Genomic DNA, 16,835 nt, shown 5'->3' on the forward strand with positions numbered 1-16,835 from the left:
CTGAACGCGTACGATCAACGAACAGCGTAGTCGGACATCGAGGGCACGGGGGCGGGCGGCGCACCCGAATCGCGCGAATCCTCCAGCGGCTCGCGCGACACCGGCAGATGCACCACCACACGGCCGCCCGGACCGTCTTCGATGGTCACGTCCCCTCGAAACGACCGCGCCAGGCTGCGCGCGATCGAGAGACCAAGACCCGCGCCAGGATGATCGGCGTCCCCGTCAGCGCGCTCGAACGGCTCGAACATGCGCTCCCGATCCGCGCGGGCGATCCCGGGCCCCTCGTCCGACACCACGATCCGGACATCCTCGCTTCGGAGCTCCGCGTCCACGCGAACCGTGCCGCCCGACGGCGAGAAGCGCACGGCGTTCTCGAGCAGATTGCGGAGCACGCGCGCCAGGCTCCGGCGCTCCGCGCGCACGTTCACGGCGACGGGGACCACCTCGATGCGCACCTCCCGCGTCCGCGCGAACGGCCCGACGTCGGCCACCGCATCCCCGAAGCAATCCTCCAAAAGGGCGACCTCTTTGCCCGCGCTGCCCGAGCCCTTGGCGCGCGCGACGACCAGGAGATCCTCGACCAGGACGCTCAGCTTGCGGGCCGAATCGAGGGCGCCGCGCATGGCGCCTTCGTACTCGTCGCGATCGCGCGCCGTCCGGAGCGCGTGCTCCAGCTCGATGCGGAGCGACGTCAGCGGGGTGCGGAGCTCGTGGGCCGCGTGCGCCACGAATCGATCTTGCGTGGCCGCCAGCCCCACCAGGCGATCGATCATCGAGTTGATATCGTCGGCGAGCGGCTTGAGATCGTCGTCCGACGATGGAAAGGCCACGCGCGCGCTGATGTCCCCATCGGCCACCCGCCGCGCCACCGCCTCGACGATGCGGTAGTTGCGCGTCAGCCGGGCGGCGACGAACGAGGCGACCAGCCCCGCCCACGCGCAGCCGACGGCGAAGGCGACCGTCATGGCCCACCCGAGCAGGCGCGCGTCGTCCTCGAGATCCGCGCGCGGCGCCGCGAGGAGGACGCGCATGGTCGTCTTCGGGACCTCCACGATCACCGCGCGCAGCTTGGTCCCATCGTGATCGAAGTCGAAGCAGCGCTCGAAGGGCGCGAGCCGCGGCATCTCCGGGATCGTCTGGAAATTGGACGTCGTCGACAGCGGCACGCCGTACATGGTGTAGATGGCGCCGTACTTCGGGAGCGGCCCCACCGCGTTGGCGGAGGGCCCCGGTGCGTCGGTGAACTCGAGCTGCCCGGTGGCGGCCTCCGAGGCCTCGCGATGGGCGACCGCGAGCAAGGCGGCGTCGAGCTGCTCGCGCTGCGTGTCTACGAAATAGCGCCATACCACGGCGAACGCCGCGCCCATGGTGATGGCGGTCATGGCGATGACGAGGAGGGCCGTTTTGCGGCGGAAGTTCATGGCCCGCTCTTGACGCGATATCCATGGCCGCGCACGGTCTCGAGCAGCGCGGCCTCGGGGCCGAGCTTGTCGCGCAGCCGGCTCACGTGAACCTCGACGACATTGATGACGATCTCCTCCGTGTCCCATACGTTCTCCAGAAGCTCGGACTTCGACACGGGCGTGCCAGCGCGCCGCGCGAGGTAAAGAAGCAAATCGAACTCGCGGGCCGTGAGGTTCAAGAGCCGGCCCCCGGCGAAGGCGTATCGCTTGGCCACGTCGATGTGCAATGGGCCGATGTCGAGCGCGCGGCTCGCGCGGCGGGTGAGCGCGCGAAGGCGCGCCAGGAGCTCGTCGAGCTCGAAGGGCTTGGTGAGGTAGTCGTCGGCCCCGAGATCGAGGGCGTGCACCTTGTCCCTCGTCTCGCCGCGCGCGGTGAGCACCAGGATCGGCCCCTCGAACTCGTCGCGCCGGAGCATGGTGCACACCTCGAGCCCGTCGCCGTCGGGCAGCATCCAATCGATGATGGCCAAATCCACGTCGCGCAGGGCGCGCGCGCGGGTCTCCTGGACGGATCGGGCCAGGGTCACCGCATAACCTTGCGAGGCCAAGACGCGCGACAGGAGGCTCCCCAATTTGCCATCATCTTCGACGACGAGCACACGCACGCCGCGAAATTCTACGCGCAACGCCCGGTGCATGGAGAAACCTTACGCCATCGTAAGGTTCGGTCCGAGGCCTGCCGGATCCCGCGACGAACTACGCTACGTTCCGCGCGTGCATCCGTCTTCCAGGCCGCACCGCGGCAAGCTCTTGGTCATCGCCATCGCGGTGGCCGCGCTCGCGGTAGGAGCCTTTCTCCATTTCAGATCCAAAAAAGATACGGGCAGCGCCCGCACGGCCGCCGTGCGCGACGTTCCTCGGCTCGATGGAAACGCCATCGTGTTCTCCGACGCTTTCCGCGAGCGCGCCACGATCGCGTTCAGCCCGGTGGAGCAGCGGCCCTTTCAGCCGACGGTCCGGGTCGTCGGGACGGTGGCGTTCAATCCCAGCTTCGTGGCCGCCATCGGCACGCGCCTGCGCGGGTTCGTGCGCAAGACGTTCAAGTACGAAGGCGATCGGGTGAGGGAAGGCGAAGCTTTGGCCGAGGTGGAGAGCGCCGAGCTGGGCGAGGCGCAATCGAGCATCACGCAAGCGCACGCCCGGCTGGACGCGGCGGAGCGCAACGCCAAGCGCGAGCGCGATCTCCTCGCCCGGCAGCTCACCACCGCGCGCGAGGCCGAGGTGGCCGAGGCGGAGCTCGCGATGCAACGGGCCGCGCTCCAAGCCGCCGAGCAGCGCACCAAGGCCTACGGCGGGGCAGGGAGCTTCGGTGTCTTCGTGCTTCGGAGCCCGCTCGACGGCCATGTGGTGGAGCGCAATGTCTCGCCGGGGCAATCGGTGGACGGAGAGCTCATCGGCTACAAAGTCGCCGATCTCAACCACCTTTGGATCGAGCTCTCCGTGTTCGAGCGCGACATCGGCTTCGTGCACGTGGGCGACGCCGTGGTGGTGAGCCCCGTGGCCTCGGGCGGCGTCAAAATCCCCGGGACGGTGGCGCACGTCGGCGAGATCATCGATCCCGCGACGCGCAGCACCGGGGTGCGCGTGGCGGTCGACAACCCCAGCCATCACCTCCGGCCCGGGCAGTCCGTGCACGCGACCATCACCAGCGGCGATCCGGCCCACACCGCCCTTTTGATCCCGCACGACGCCGTGGTGTACGTGGACGGCAAGGCCACCGTCTTCGTGGCCGAAACGGAGACGCGCGTGCGCCCGGTCGCCGTTCACCTCGGCGGCTCGGACGGCACGAGGCACGAGGTGGTCGAGGGGCTCGAGGCCGGGCAACGGGTCGCGGCCGCCGGTGTGTTTGCGCTCAAGAGCGAGCTGTTTCGGTGATCCCATGTTGGAGAAACTCGTCACCTTTTCGATTCGCGCCCGCAAAGCCCTGGCGGGCCTCTTCGTCGTGGTCCTCGCGCTGGGCGTGGTGGCCGCGCGGAGGCTCCCCATCGACGCGCTCCCCGACGTCTCCAGCGTCCAGGTGGATCTCCTCACCAAATGCGGAGGCCTGGCGCCGGTCGAGGTCGAGCGCAGCGTCACGGTGCCCATCGAAAAGGCGCTGAATGGTATTCCGGGCAGCGTCCAAATCCGCAGTATCTCGCGCTTCGGGCTCTCCTCGGTCACCGTCATCTTCGTGGACGGCACCGATATCTGGTGGGCCCGCCAGCTCGTCCTGGAGCGGATCCGGCAAGTGCAGGGCGAGCTCCCGCCTTCGGCGTCGCTCCCGGAGCTGGCACCGCCGTCGACGGGGCTGGGGACGATCTACAAGTTCGTCGTCCGCTCCGATCACCACTCCCCGATGCAGCTGCGCACCTTGCTCGATTGGGAGATCGGCCCGCGCCTGCGCAACGTGCCCGGGGTGGTGGAGGTCAACCCGTTCGGGGGCGAGCTCAAACAATACCAAGTCCTGGTCGACCCCACCAAGCTGCGCGCCCGCGGGCTCACCCTCAACGACGTCATCGAGGCGCTGTCGGGCGCCAATGTCAATGTCGGCGGCGGCTATGTGGAGCGCGGGGGCGAGAGCTTCACCATTCGCGGCAAGGGCCTGGTGGCCAGCGAGTCCGAGATCGCCGATGTCGTCATCCGCACGGGCCCCTCCGGCCCTCCGATCCTCGTCCGCAACGTGGCCGAGGTGCGGGTCGGCTCGGCCCTCCGCTACGGGGTCGTCACCCTGAACGGCGAGCGCGAGGCGGTGTCGGGCCTGGTGATGATGCTGGCGCACGCCAACAGCCGCGACGTGATCTATGCGGTCAAGCAGCGCATGGAGGCGATCAAGCGGGATTTGCCGCCCGGCGTGACCATCGACGTCATCTACGATCGCGCCGATTTCGTGGAGCGCACGCTCTCCACCGTCGCCGTGAACCTCGCCGAGGGGCTCCTGATCGTGACGGTGGTGCTCGCCATCATGCTCGGGACGATCCGGGGCGCGCTGGTGGTGGCGGCGGGCATCCCCGGCTCCATGGCCATCGCCCTCTTCGGCATGCACCTGTTCGGCGTGACGGGCGATCTCATGAGCCTCGGCGCCATCGACTTCGGGTTCCTGGTCGACGGCCCCATCGTCATCCTCGAGGCCATCATCGCGGCCACCGCGGGGCGCGCGCTGGTCGGCCGGGCCCGCGCACGCGCGTACACCGAAGTCGCCAAATTGGTGATCAAGCCCGTGGCCTTCGCGGTCGCGATCATCATGCTCGTCTACATCCCGCTGCTGACCCTCGAGGGCGTCGAGGGCAAGATGTTTCGCCCGATGGCCATCACCATGGCGTGCGCGCTCTTCGGGGCGCTCGTCTATTCGGTCCTGTTCTTTCCTGCGCTCCTGGTCTTATCCGTTCCCCCCGCCAAGGGGCACGGGCCCATCTGGTTGGAGCGGGTCTCCGAACGTTATGCGAAGCTGGTGGAGGTCCTCATGCGCTTTCGCTGGGCGCTGTCCCTGGCGAGCGTCGCCGCGCTCCTCGGCGTGGGCCTCGGGTTCGCGGGCTCGGGCGCCGAGTTCGTGCCGCGCATCTTCGAGGGCGACGCCATCCTGGCCATGCTCCGCGCGCCGAGCGTGTCCTTGGAGGAGGCGCGGCGGCTCGATCTTCTCACCGAGAAGGTGGTCCTGGAGCAGCCCGAGGCGCAGAAGGCCCTCGGCCAAAGCGGCCGGGCCGAAATGGCGCTGGACGCGGTGGGCAACAACAACACCGATATCCTGGTGCCGCTCAAGCCCATGAAGCAGTGGAGGAGCGCGCACAGCTTCGAGGACCTGGCGACCCTCTTGAAAGACCGGGTCGAGACCGAGGTCCCTTCGACCTTCGTGTCGGTGTCGCAGCCCATCGAAGATCTGACCAACCAGCTCATCGCGGGCTCGCGCGCCGACGTATCCATCAAGATCATCGGCCCCGAGCTCGGCGATCTGGTCGACTATTCGAACCGGGTGGGCGACGTCGTCCGCGATATCCAAGGGACCGGCGATCTCAAGATCGAGCGCATCATGGGGCAACCGACCATCACGGCGACCGCCGATCGCTCGCGCATGGCGCGGCACGGGGTGAAGGTCAAACACGCGTTCGACGTGCTGGCCGCCTCGCGCGAGGGGGTCTCGGTCGGCCAGGTGTACGAACAAGAGCGCCGCTTCGATCTGCGCGTGCTCGTGCCGCCGTCGCAGCCGAACGCCGAGGCCCTGTCGGATCTCTTCGTCGAGACCGGCCGGGGGGAGAGCGTGCCCATGCGGGAGGTCGTGGTCTTCGAAGAGGGCGACGGTCCCTCGGTGGTGAAGCGATTGAACCGCGAGCGCATCATCCGGGTCGACGTCAACCTGCGCGGGCGCGATCTGGTCTCCTGGGTCGAGGAGGCCAAGGGCAAGGTCGCGAGCGGTGTGACCCTCCCCAGCGGCTACCGCATCGAGTGGGGCGGACAATTCGAGAACTTCGAGCGCGCGTCCGCCCGTCTCGCCCTGGTGGTGCCCGCCGTCGTCGCCGTGATCCTGGGGATGCTCTTTCTCATGTTCCGCAGCCTTCGCCCCGCGTTCGCCGTCTTCCTTCTGGTGCCTTTTGCGGCCATCGGCGGGATGCTCGGGCTGCTCGCGCGCGGTCTGCCCTTCAGCCTGCCGGCGGCCATTGGCTTCATCGCCCTCGGCGGCATCTCGGTGCTCAACGGCGTCGTGATCGCCACGGCCGCACGCACGGCGTTGCTGGACGGCGCGAAGGTGGATGACGCCGTCGCCAGCGGCACCGTGAAGTCGATCCGCGCGGTGCTGACCACCGGGGCGGTCGCGGGGTTCGGATTTTTGCCGATGGCGCTCTCCACCAGCGCCGGCTCGGAGGTTCAAAGGCCGCTGGCCACGGTGGTCATCGTCGGCATCTTCTTCAGCACGGCCCTGACGTTGTTCGTCTTCCCGGGGCTGCTCGCGAGCTTCTTGAAAGGGTGGAACCCTGCCGCGGCCACCGAATCGGAGGAGGACGACGGCGAGCCCGATCCGGCTACCAAGGTGGCGACGCACCCCTGAGGGCGGCGGTTTGGAGCGTCCTCGCGCGGGCGAGAAAGGAGCAAAGCCAGAAGACCGGGCGCAGCTCGCAACTTCGCGCACACATGGTTTTGGTCTGTGGGGGCGGCGGCGCTCGCGTGATAGGTGGTGGCGGTGGCGTTATGTTCTGCGCGTGCACGACTCGGATGGGAAGACGGATGGTCAGACCGCCGGCACCAACGGCTTCGAAGTGCGCGTCGGCCGCGGAGCGCCGGAAACATCGAACGACTTCGGCCAACAGGCCCGTGTTTTGGCTATCTTCGACGCGATCGATTTTCCCATCGTGCGCCACGTGGATGATGATGGTCACGCTTCCACTCGGTTCTTGGAACGCCAGGGCGCGCTCTAGAACGCAAGCGTGAAACTTCGGGCGGATAGCTTCGATTCCTCGTGTAACAATATCGTATCTTGTACCTCTCGAGGGGATCGGCGAACGACCGGCTCGATGGGTCGGGGCGGCCCGTGCGCTCGTATCTCCAAACGCCAAGAGGCACGACAGAAGCGCGCAAGAGCATGCTCGCCTCGCAGCGCCATCCCATCTCGCCCATCTCGCCCATCTCGCCCATCTCGCTTCGAGCCTGTTCATGCGGTTCATCGCCTCCCCCGAGCGCGAACAGCCTTATGGTACGTGCTCCCGCGCCCGTGGCCGCAACTTAGGTGCACATCCGGTGCGATGCCGATGCAGCCCGGCTGCAGGCGCCGAATCAACATCCGGCTCATCCCATCGGGACGGCGGCCGAGAACGCGGCGCGGGCAGCCGTTCCCGGCAACCGTAAGCGGGGGCGCGCCGATCAGACGTTGTCTTCGACCTGCGGTGCGGTCGAGTCCTTGGCCAAGGTGATGCGGGTGCGTTTCAACAGCGGCTCCGCCGGCACCTTGCCGTCCTCGGCGAGAGGTTTGACCTTGTTGAAGATCACCACCATGCTGTCGTTGGTGACGGTCGCCGACGCGTAGCCTTGGGCGTTGTTGTCGACATAAGAGAAGTCGGGATTGAACATCTTCAGCGCACCATCGAAGACCTCGGGCGACTTCACCAGGGCCCCGAGCACGGGGTTGGCCGCGGCGCCTTCTTTGATGTAGCTATAAAACGAGTGGCTGCTGATGCCGGCCGTCAAAAAGTCCACCAGCACCACGGGGCTCTTGGCGTCAGTGGGGTTGCTGCGCACGGTCCCGCACTGGAAGGAGTGCAAATCCCCCGTGATCGCGACCACATTCGTGATCTTTTGCGCCTCGAGGTAGTTCAGCAGCTCCGCCTTGTGGCTCGGATAGCCATCCCATGAATCGCAGTTGAGCACATACACCTGGTTGTAGGGCGGCGGAACATTCAAATCCGGCCTCGAGAGGTCCGCCCACAGGCGGCTCAGCATGATTTCATTGCCCCAGATCTTCCACGTGGCGTCCGAGCCCTTCAACGTGTCTTTCCACCACTGCGTTTGCGTGGTGCCGAGGATGGACGGAGCGCGCCCCAGCTTGGCGGTGGCCAAGGTCTCCAGCTTTTGCAAGATCGATTGCGGCACGAAATAGCGGGCGCCCAACAGATCGTTGCCGTTGACCGGATCGTGCCCCAGCTCCCCCGCGACCACCCGCTCGTCGACGACGTGATCGTCGCGGTACAAGCGCTCGTCGGTCATCAGCAGATGAACCAGCTTTCCAAAGCGAAAATCACGATAGATTCGAATGTTTTGATGGCCGGACGCCTTCAAATCGAAGGACACGTCGCCAAAATCGATGGGCGTGTACTCGGCCCAAGCCTGGGTCGCGTTGCGGCGGCGCGCCGTCTCTTGTTTGTTCTCGTTGGTGTACGTCTGATGATCTTGCCAACAATCGTCGCTGAACTCATGATCGTCCCAAATGGCGATCACCGGAAATTTCTGATGGATCGCCTGCAGGCGCGCGTCGGATTTGTACGTGCGGTACAAGGTGCGGTAGTCGTTGACCGTGTTCGCATACACGCCGCCGCCCTTGCCCGGGAGCCCATCCGGCAATTTGATGACCGCGTGCTTTGGATCCACCTTGCCCGTCTGAAAATCGGCGCCCACCGTCTCGTAGATGTAGTCGCCGACGTGCACGACGAAATCCAAGTCTTCCTGGGCCAAGAGGCGCATCGCCTCCCAGTGGTTGACCGACCAATCCTGGCACGTGAACCACGCGAAGCGCACCCGCTCGTTGGCGGTGGTGGCGAGCGGCGCGGTCTTGCTTCGAGCGACCTCGCTCACGCTCTTGCCGGCCGCAAATCGATAATAGTAAACGGTATCCGGCTTGAGCTGGGTCACCTTGGCGCGCACCGTAAAGTCGTAGTCGGCCGTGGCCGTCAGGTTGACCTGCGCAACGAACGAGGAAAAATCCGAAGAGGTCGAGACCTCGAGGCGGACCGCAATCGAGCCCGTGGTGGCGTCCGCGCCGCTCGCCGGGACGACGCGGCTCCAGAATACGACGCTGCTATCCTTGGGATCACCGGAGGCGAGCCCCTGCGGGAAGGCATACGCGGTCTCGTCATCGGAGCTGCTGCTGCAGGCGGTCAGCAGCCCGGGGGTTGCCCCTACGACCGTAAAGAATGCTGCGCCTTGCAAGAACTGTCGACGATTCATGGTGGGTTCTCCGCGCGCCCGGGATTCAACGCTGCCGCGATGTGGCTTCCGGGTCAATGAAGGTTCAAGTCGTACGTGGCGCACCATGCCGCGGCTTTCTCACGGATGCAACGCCGATCCGGGCCCTCGACGCCTCGACCCTCGAATCGAGCCTGGTCACCGGAGGGCGACATGGGCGCCGCGCGTCGAGCGAAGACGCTGTCCGGCCGGCGGGACGCGACATGACCGTGACGGCGCCGCGTCGGAAGGGTGGTGTTGGGCTTCACCTCATGGCGAGGGCCCCTATACATGCGTTTCGTTTTGGTCCGCGGGCACCCCTTACACGAGAGAATGACATGCCATCGAACGATTCGACGTTGGACGCGCGCATCCGCGAGAGCTTCGCAAAGCAGGGGCTGATGCAGACCCTCGGCGCAACCATCGTCGAGGTCGCGCCGGGGGCGGTGACGATCGCGCTCGCGGCATCGCCTTCGATCTCGCAGCAGCACGGCTTCGTCCACGCGGGCGCGGTCGCCTCCATCGCCGACACGGCGGCCGGCTACGCGGCGCTCACCCTCATGCCGCCCACGGCGGGGGTGCTCACGGTGGAGTTCAAGATCAACCTGATGGCGCCGGCGAAGGGCGACACCATCCTCGCGCGCGGACGCGTGGTCAAATCGGGGCGCACGATCACCGTGTCGCAGACCGAGGTGGTAGCGGTGTCCTCGGGTGAGGAGAAGACGGTCGCGCTCTTGGTCGCAACCATGATGTGCATCGAAGGTCGCGCGGGGATTGCCAATTAGGCGCTCGTCGTCATTCGATGCGGATGCACCCTTTCTTCATGAGCCCACGATGGCGGGTGGATTGACGGGCCGTCGGTCGAGGTGATGGGTCGTACACATCGTCCAAAGAAGCGAAGGTCGCGAGGGGATTGCCAATTAGGCGCTCGTCTTCGTTCGATGCGGATGCACCCTTTCTTCATGAGCCCACGATGGTGGGGGGATTGACGGGCCGTCGGCCGAGGTGATGGTTCGTACACATCGTCCAAAGAAGCGAAGGTCGCGAGGGGATTGCCAATTAGGCGCTCGTCGTCGTTCGATGCGGATGCACCCTTTCTTCATGAGCCCGCGATGGCGGGTGGATTGACGGGCCGTCGGTCGAGGTGATGGGTCGTACACATCGTCCAAAGAAGCCGTTGGAAGCGCAACCGCGAAGATTGGGGCGCTGTCCCGGACAGGATGAGAACTGTCCAGGACAGGGCGTCTTGTCGGGGGAGCTTGGTTTTCCCAGGGCTTACGATCAAAACGTGCTGGCACTGGAAGTGCAGCCGGGCACGCATGAACGAGCTGTTGGCGATGGATGGTAGCAACGACATCCTTTTGGAAGAGGAAGAGCCCGATACTTGGGTGGACGAGGTGCTCGAGGTCGATGAAGACGACGTTTCGACCGCGCGAAGCCCGATTGCATCCCTTTTGGATCATGCCCTCGCGCGCTCCTCCGATACCTTCGTGGGAATCGAAATTCCGATCGCCGAAATGTGGCGAATGACAAATTCGGATAAAGGACGCGCGCCGGGTGGGCGAGGGCGGTAGTGGGCGATCGGCCCCGTCGAGAACGGGCGCCGGATCATCGATGCCCCGTCCATCGTTCGTCGGCGATGACCGACGAAATGCTATAAATGCACACGCTATCCCCGCGCCGAAAGCACGTCGGTTGCGAGACCAGCGCGGGCGCCCCCACCGCGTCGAGCGCCGCGTTCAAGAGCCCTTGTTCCATGATGCAGTGATGCGGCGTATTTTTCGCGAGCTCGGCGTATCCGGGCGCGAAGTGCAACACCTCCCAGCCCCCGATACCACTGCCGCGATTGGCATGGCGATACATGCTGTCGATGCCATGGACGATGTCGCGCGCGGACGAAGCGGAGGCCGAAATTCGTTTCTCGTGCGAGAGGCTAAAAATGATTCGCCCCATGCGAAGAAGCCCGTAGTATCCGACCCGCGCGTCCAGCTTTTCCATCAGATCGAGGAGCCAGGCGATGGGGTACCACCGGTCGGGCCGCACCTCGACGAGGCGGCGCACCTCGTCTTCCCCGAGCACCTGTTCGGGCAGGGAGAGCGTGCGAAGCACGGAAAGGATGCTCCAACCCAGGGTCTCGTGGTTGGTACCGATGTATCCCCGGGGCCGCCGGGCTGAAATGACGTGCAACTGCCGAATCCTTCTGCAATCCGTGCCGCGCGAGAAGCCGACGGCGAGCGTGGCGCTACCTTGCCGTCGCAAACGTCCGCGAAGAGATTAGACCCACGATAGGCGGAACGACGCGGTCGCCGTCGGTGGATCGCGGCTGGGTACTTGCTTGACGTACATCACGTCGCAAAACGGTCGGCAAAGCCCTTCGGCAATCGCCATGAAGCCGGCTCGGAAATAAGGAATATGGCCCAGGGCGCACTCGAGCAGCTCGAGCCGAGCGTCCTTCGGGCCTTCTTTGTGAACGGCCAAGCCTCCGCCAACACATACATGACCCCACATGCGCGGCGCGGACAAGATCGGCAACCACGGCGTGGCGCCGACCTGCTTGGCGAGATGCCCCGCGACGGTCCGGAACATGTTGGCCGGATGGCGGGGCAGAATGCGCCCGAGGCTTGCCATTTCGGCCTCGGAGAGACCGAGTCGATCGCACGTGGTGTAGTGCGCGATCGCGACGTGCATGGGAAGCCATACGCCGACCACCCCCGTCAACAGCTGGTCGCGGTACACCTCGGGCAAGAGGCGCGTGTACCGATCGAAGAAACCGCAATCGCGTAGCGCATTCTGCGATGCAACGATCCAGGTACTTCGAAATTGAATCGTCGGCTCTACTCGATTCGGAGGGGGTTCGAGACGCGTCATGATTACCTCGACGTCTGCCCCCGCACCCTCACCGTACTCCAACATTGGCGCTCTGCACGCGAAAAGGGGCCGAACTTATCGGTGGGATTTTACAACTCGATGCGCAGGTTGGCCTTGAACGGCATGGTGAATACGCATTTCGATGACGTGACCCGAGCACGTTGAATCCGCTGACCGAGCGCTCGCATGCGGGGCCACGGGCTGTGTCGTACCGCACCCAAGATCGAGGGCACATTGGGCTCTGGGGCACCCGATCGCGTCGTGCACCGGCACGGGGCTATTTCCTCGAAGACGCTCCTTCGCCGCTCGTAGGCCCGCCGCGCGCCGAGCGCGTTCCATTCACCCGACCCCTGGCATGGACGGTGCTGAGGCGGTGCGGAGGCCCGATGCATCTCGTCGGCATGGGGTGGTGAGGAACGACTATGGATATTCTTGGTTGGTTTTTGGCTTTCGTAGGTGCGTGCGGCGTCGTGTTTGGCGTCTTGCAGATGTTGAAGTTGAAGAAGATGAACCGCGTGCCGCACCGACGGCCCTCGGAGATCGTGCAACTCGGACCTGGCGCCGCCGACGCAAAACGGCTGGTCTCCACGGAGGGATTCGTGCAGCCGGGCCAGCAGCAGCTCTTTGGCCCCATGAGTGGACAGCCCTGCCTCGCTTATGAAATTAGCGTCGAGGTAAAGTGGGAGAAATTCTCCGAGACCGAGGACGGCGTGGATAAGACCACGGGCACCGATAAGGTGCACACGGAGGCCCACGGCTGCCAATTCTACGTGACCGACGGCGTCGGCGCCGTGGTGGTCGACAGCAACGGAGACATCGAGACGTCGATGGAGAAGACCCATTCGAGCACGGTCGATGTCAAGAACGTCGCGCGCCTACCGACCGCGCTTCAATTCGGGCAGATGATGGCCGACACGCCCGTCGTCCCCGACAACCGAGACGCGAACATCCTCGCGTTCGTGGGCACCGAGCGGATCCTGCGCCCATCGCCGACGCTCTATGCCCTGGGCCAGCTCGATATGGCGCCCCATGGCCCGACGTTGCGCGTCCCCAAGGGCATCGGCACGGGCAAATTGATCCTCGCCACGAAAGGACGCGCGCACGCCCTGAAGACGGCCAAGCGAAATATGATCCTCGGCTACGCCCTCGGCGGCGTTCTCGCCCTCGGGGGCACCGGTGCCGGCCTCTTTGCGCCCAAGGCGGAGGCCTCCGCGGGCCCCGGGGCATGCCCTGCGGAGATTGTCGATCCGGCCGTCGACTGCGACGGCCGCATGAATTCCCGAGAGGGAAAGACGTATGCGTGGACCCTTCGCGAGGCCGGGCACTTCAATGTGAAGGTCGACGCGCCGGCCGTGAACAATCCGATCGTGGTCCAGGTCACCCTCGAATCGTCCGATGGACGTAAGATCGCCGAAGGGCATGGGGTCGGTTTCGGGCCTACGCGGATCGACCGCCAACCGCTCGAGCCTGGAAGTTATCGTTTGGTGATCCACGACTTGCTCGAGCGCGATGTCCAAGGCGGCTTGGGTTTTCATCTCTCTGTCGAACGCGAGGCCGCGCCGACCGAAGGCGAAGTGGACGCGGCCCCCTCGGCTGCCGCCGTTGCGCCCGAACCTGCCTCGAGCACCGCAGTCGGCGCAGCAGCCGTTGAAACGATGGCGGCGGCGAGCGCGCCCGTGCATTCGACGCATCGTGCGAAGCCCAAGACCAAAGCTTCGTTGCATGCCGCCGCGGATGCAGGGAAACCCTCCGCACCGCCGAAGGCCGAGGCGCCCGCACCTCCTCCTCCTCCGCCCCCGCAGGTGAAGGCGGAACCCGCTCCCGCTCCTCCGCCACCGCCGAAGGCGGCCCCTCCGCCGCCCAAGCCCGCACCACCGCCCGAGAAGAAGGGCGTCTCGCTCGAGGTGCACTTCCCGTAGCGCCATGAGGCGCAGCGCGCATCCGGCTCTATCCGGCGGCCCGCTTCCACGCATCGAGCGACTGCACCCGCTCGAACCACGCGCCGATGTTGCGGTAAGGCTGGATGGGGAGCTGCGCGGCGGCGGCGACCATCAAGGGACAGGCCACGGAGATGTCCGCGAGGGAGAGGGTATCGCCCGCGAGCCATGTGCGGCCGGCGAGCTGCGCATCGAGCACCTTGCTGAAGTCATGAAACAAACCTTCGCCGCGCGCGATCTGGGCGGCATCGGGCTCGCCGGCGCCGATCGCCTTCTTGACCGCCCTTTCCCAGTTGATCATGGAGATGGCCACCCCCCAGTGGTTCGCGCTCCAGAACATCCATCGATTCACCTGCGCGCGGGCCCGAAGCTCGGTGGGATGGAGCGACTGGCCCGGTGTCGCGTCCGCGAGGTAGGCCATGATCGCCTGCGACTCGCAGAGCACGAAGTCACCATCCACGAGCACCGGCACCTTGCCGCTCGGGTTCAAAGCCAGATACGCTGGGGCGCGTTGCTCGAGCTTCACCAGATCGACCACGATCCGCTCCGGCGATAGTCCGAGCTGAAATGCCGTCACCAGCGCCTTGCGCGCGTTGTACGAGTACGGGGATACATAGAGCTTCATCCGTCACCTCCAAGGGAGATGTCAGCCTAGTCCCGGCCTACTGACAGCTACGTGTCAGGTATTGCGAGCTCCCGATGGTTGCGCCCGGATCTCCACGCCGTCATCATCGATGCGTCCGTGGGCCTCGCCCGCGCGCAGCGCGAGAGCATCGGGGTGAGCTCGAGGCGCGCTTCGAATCCATTGCCGGAGCGCGCTCGTACGTTCAACGGAGCCGGGTGATGACGGGATGATCGGCTGGCTCGGGGCACATATCACTCCCGCAGTAGCCGACGAGGAGCACCATGACGTTCGATGCGTGATCGAGATACACCGTGTTCAGCACCATGGCGTTCCGCATGACGCAGTCTTGGTCGATCCGACCTTTGTCGTCCTTGGCCTGATACGACCATGCGGCCACGCTGCGAGTCAGGACGTTGCGACCGCTCTGGGTGACTTGAAGACGTGGAAATTCGAAGCGAACGGATATGTCCGAGATGTCCAGTCCTTGGCTCGGGGAATGGGCCGAGCACGCGCTCAGCAGCTGCGGGGTAGGGTCGTATTGGTTCATCTTCCAGAACGTCTCGCGTACGAGGCGCAGCCGTGCGCGGTTCAAGTTGTTGCTCATGTCGAGCTTGAGACGATCGATTGCCCTGCCCGTGCGGACATCGTAAGTCGTAAGATACGCGGCGGCGGCTGGACTGCCCGAGGGCCCTCGGTCGACATGAATGACGCGTGCACCATCGTCGGAAATTGCAACCACCAGGCCTTCCAGCGCCGTCACCCGCGTGGGCTCGCTCGAGGGCGGGGCGGGAGGTGAATCCACCGGTGCATTCTCGACGCCACGCCCCGCGTCGGATGGAACTTCCTTTTGAGCATCGGGAGCGGTTGAAGACGCCACGCGGTTCGATGAACGACACCCGACCGTCAAGAGCGCGCCCAAGAGGAACTGGCACCTGCACTTCATGGCGTGGCGAGGTCCCCGAGGACTTCCTTGATGGCTGCAGCCGTCTGCGCATCGACGAACCCGGTCGGACTATCGCGGGCGTTCATGAAGTGGCGCTGGAATGCTTGAATGGCATGAATGGTCGGATCGTCGTACTCGCCCGTTTCGGTCGTGCCATCGCGCTCGTTGATCGAATACCCAATCGATTTCAAATCCGATTGGATCTCACGAATCACGGGGATCACGATGGCGCTTCGCACCTTGCCTCCGTAGATTTTGGACCCATCCTTGTCGTTGCGGGCGAGGGCAATGGTCGGAAACGTGGAAAATAGACCGCCGTAATCCGAAGGTGAAGGCCGTCGCGAAATCCGACCCGTTCCCACCCCGCCCGTCATGATCGGAGCATAATCGAACGACCCACCAGGACAAGCGTGCCTGCCGGTCATGGTCAGGTTGAGCGGTGGATTTTCCGATCGCTCGACCTGGACGTCGTAGTGGGCGAACACCGTATGGCGGCCGAGCCCGTGGGCCGCCTCGAGGGCCCGGATGAGCGCGAGGAGGGCATCCATCTGCGCCTTTGGAAATGCACCGCTCCCCCGGTGGACCGTCTCGATCCCAATCGAGATGTCGCTTACATTCCGAGTGCCGCGAAAAAAGCTTTGGCCAGCATGTCCGACGGCTTCTTCGTCGCGCACCATTTTTACGACGAAGCCGTCGACATCGACGATGTAGTTTGCCCCCGCGTATCCCTTGCCTCCCGGGGCCGTGAACCTGTGCAGTGTCGAGCCGATGTTGTCGGCGTCCGTGCTATGCAGAATGATCAGCTTCGGGCTCGGTGGAGTCGGCGCGTTGGGTGGGGCCGGTCGCGCGTAGTTGCGCGGACATTTTATCCAATCGGGTTTCCAATCGATCTCGAGCTTGTCCTGGGTCAGCAACGTGACCTGAGCGTTGTCGACGGCCTGGCCGAACGCGGTGCTCGCGGAAGGGTCGAGCGCTCCGCTCTTGATGGTCACCGATAGGCTCAATGCGCGAAAGAGCCGGTCGGGGGGCGACGTCGTGGTGGCGAGCATGCTCGGCGATGCCCGCGTGGTCCCGACCATTCCGGGTGGCGGCTCGAAGGTCATCGTCGCGGGGCCATCGGGGAGCGACGCGAGGTCGAGCTCCGCGACGCTGAAACGATTTGTCGTCCCTGATACCGCACCAACCTTGATTGTAGCACCGCGGATCATGTTTCCTTCCCCATTCCCGGGGGCCCAGTGCACCGCCGTGCTGCCCGCGCGCGTAAAGAGGGCGCGCGTGGTCACTCGAAGCAGCTTGCGTTTCGGCGCAACCGTAACGGTCGGCGTTGCAGCCTTTTTCTTGGAGGGGGGCGTCTTCTTCGGTGGCGACATCGCGGA

Annotated in this window: 13 protein-coding genes; 5 read left to right on the forward strand and 8 right to left on the reverse strand. The window is 65.3% G+C overall.

Annotated elements, in window-relative coordinates; all coding sequences use genetic code 11:
• Positions 1 to 14: 14 nt before the first annotated feature.
• Together LZC94_19255 and LZC94_19260 are read right to left on the reverse strand one after the other, a co-directional pair.
• Positions 15 to 1,424, reverse strand: coding sequence for a HAMP domain-containing histidine kinase (locus tag LZC94_19255; GenBank protein WXB19355.1), 1,410 nt, complete (start codon positions 1,422 to 1,424; stop codon positions 15 to 17).
• A complete protein-coding gene (locus LZC94_19260) occupies positions 1,421 to 2,071 on the reverse strand; it encodes a response regulator transcription factor (protein ID WXB19356.1) in 651 nt (216 codons plus the stop codon). The genes LZC94_19255 and LZC94_19260 overlap by 4 nt, the downstream gene beginning before the upstream one ends.
• A gap of 109 nt (positions 2,072 to 2,180) precedes the next feature.
• On the opposite strand from LZC94_19260, the gene LZC94_19265 reads away from it, so the two are divergent.
• The 3 genes from LZC94_19265 to LZC94_19275 are packed head-to-tail and all read left to right on the forward strand — an operon-like array spanning position 2,181 to position 6,850.
• Positions 2,181 to 3,341 (forward strand): efflux RND transporter periplasmic adaptor subunit, encoded by a 1,161-nt coding sequence (locus LZC94_19265; GenBank protein WXB19357.1) that lies wholly within the window; start codon positions 2,181 to 2,183, stop codon positions 3,339 to 3,341.
• A 4-nt stretch (positions 3,342 to 3,345) separates the two neighbouring features.
• The gene (locus tag LZC94_19270) at positions 3,346 to 6,483 is read left to right on the forward strand and encodes a CusA/CzcA family heavy metal efflux RND transporter (GenBank protein WXB19358.1); all 3,138 of its coding nucleotides are present in this window, start codon (positions 3,346 to 3,348) and stop codon (positions 6,481 to 6,483) included.
• Between the two features lie 10 nt (positions 6,484 to 6,493).
• Positions 6,494 to 6,850 carry a hypothetical protein gene (locus tag LZC94_19275; protein ID WXB19359.1) on the forward strand — a complete coding sequence of 119 codons (357 nt, stop codon included), beginning with the start codon at positions 6,494 to 6,496 and terminating at the stop codon, positions 6,848 to 6,850.
• Positions 6,851 to 7,292: 442 nt separating this feature from the next.
• Here the strand turns inward: LZC94_19275 and LZC94_19280 are convergent, their stop codons facing one another.
• Positions 7,293 to 9,089: an alkaline phosphatase D family protein gene (locus tag LZC94_19280; protein WXB19360.1), complete on the reverse strand. Its 1,797-nt coding sequence runs from the start codon at positions 9,087 to 9,089 to the stop codon at positions 7,293 to 7,295.
• A gap of 335 nt (positions 9,090 to 9,424) precedes the next feature.
• Between LZC94_19280 and LZC94_19285 the strand changes: the two genes are divergently transcribed.
• Positions 9,425 to 9,871 carry a PaaI family thioesterase gene (locus LZC94_19285; GenBank protein ID WXB19361.1) on the forward strand — a complete coding sequence of 149 codons (447 nt, stop codon included), beginning with the start codon at positions 9,425 to 9,427 and terminating at the stop codon, positions 9,869 to 9,871.
• 823 nt (positions 9,872 to 10,694) lie between these two features.
• On the opposite strand, the gene LZC94_19290 is transcribed toward LZC94_19285, so the two are convergent.
• Entirely contained in the window at positions 10,695 to 11,195 is a 501-nt protein-coding gene (locus LZC94_19290; protein WXB19362.1) for a hypothetical protein, read from the reverse strand.
• Positions 11,196 to 11,360: 165 nt separating this feature from the next.
• Positions 11,361 to 11,954, reverse strand: a complete 594-nt coding sequence (locus LZC94_19295) for a hypothetical protein (GenBank protein WXB19363.1) — start codon at positions 11,952 to 11,954, stop codon at positions 11,361 to 11,363.
• Between the two features lie 422 nt (positions 11,955 to 12,376).
• Here LZC94_19295 and LZC94_19300 point away from each other — a divergent pair, with 422 nt between their 5' ends.
• A complete protein-coding gene (locus tag LZC94_19300) occupies positions 12,377 to 13,873 on the forward strand; it encodes a hypothetical protein (GenBank protein ID WXB19364.1) in 1,497 nt (498 codons plus the stop codon).
• Positions 13,874 to 13,901: 28 nt separating this feature from the next.
• On the opposite strand, the gene LZC94_19305 is transcribed toward LZC94_19300, so the two are convergent.
• The 3 genes from LZC94_19305 to LZC94_19315 all read right to left on the reverse strand — a co-directional run bounded on the left by LZC94_19305 (position 13,902) and on the right by LZC94_19315 (position 16,829).
• Positions 13,902 to 14,516 carry a glutathione S-transferase family protein gene (locus LZC94_19305; protein WXB19365.1) on the reverse strand — a complete coding sequence of 205 codons (615 nt, stop codon included), beginning with the start codon at positions 14,514 to 14,516 and terminating at the stop codon, positions 13,902 to 13,904.
• A 202-nt stretch (positions 14,517 to 14,718) separates the two neighbouring features.
• The gene (locus tag LZC94_19310) at positions 14,719 to 15,318 is read right to left on the reverse strand and encodes a hypothetical protein (GenBank protein ID WXB19366.1); all 600 of its coding nucleotides are present in this window, start codon (positions 15,316 to 15,318) and stop codon (positions 14,719 to 14,721) included.
• A 137-nt stretch (positions 15,319 to 15,455) separates the two neighbouring features.
• On the reverse strand, positions 15,456 to 16,829 hold the full coding sequence (locus LZC94_19315) for an N-acetylmuramoyl-L-alanine amidase (protein WXB19367.1): 1,374 nt from the start codon (positions 16,827 to 16,829) through the stop codon (positions 15,456 to 15,458).
• Positions 16,830 to 16,835: the final 6 nt, after the last annotated feature.

The organism is Sorangiineae bacterium MSr11954 (genome assembly GCA_037157815.1).
GTDB lineage: Bacteria > Myxococcota_A > Polyangia > Polyangiales > Polyangiaceae > Pendulispora > Pendulispora albinea.

Excerpts from the sequence above, each read along its gene's own strand:
- LZC94_19255 (WXB19355.1), bottom strand. The coding sequence starts at position 1,424 with ATGAACTTCCGCCGCAAAACGGCCCTCCTCGTCATCGCCATGACCGCC.
- LZC94_19270 (WXB19358.1), top strand. The coding sequence starts at position 3,346 with ATGTTGGAGAAACTCGTCACCTTTTCGATTCGCGCCCGCAAAGCCCTG.
- LZC94_19280 (WXB19360.1), bottom strand. The coding sequence starts at position 9,089 with ATGAATCGTCGACAGTTCTTGCAAGGCGCAGCATTCTTTACGGTCGTA.
- LZC94_19285 (WXB19361.1), top strand. The coding sequence starts at position 9,425 with ATGCCATCGAACGATTCGACGTTGGACGCGCGCATCCGCGAGAGCTTC.
- LZC94_19295 (WXB19363.1), bottom strand. The coding sequence starts at position 11,954 with ATGACGCGTCTCGAACCCCCTCCGAATCGAGTAGAGCCGACGATTCAA.
- LZC94_19300 (WXB19364.1), top strand. The coding sequence starts at position 12,377 with ATGGATATTCTTGGTTGGTTTTTGGCTTTCGTAGGTGCGTGCGGCGTC.
- LZC94_19305 (WXB19365.1), bottom strand. The coding sequence starts at position 14,516 with ATGAAGCTCTATGTATCCCCGTACTCGTACAACGCGCGCAAGGCGCTG.
- LZC94_19315 (WXB19367.1), bottom strand. The coding sequence starts at position 16,829 with ATGTCGCCACCGAAGAAGACGCCCCCCTCCAAGAAAAAGGCTGCAACG.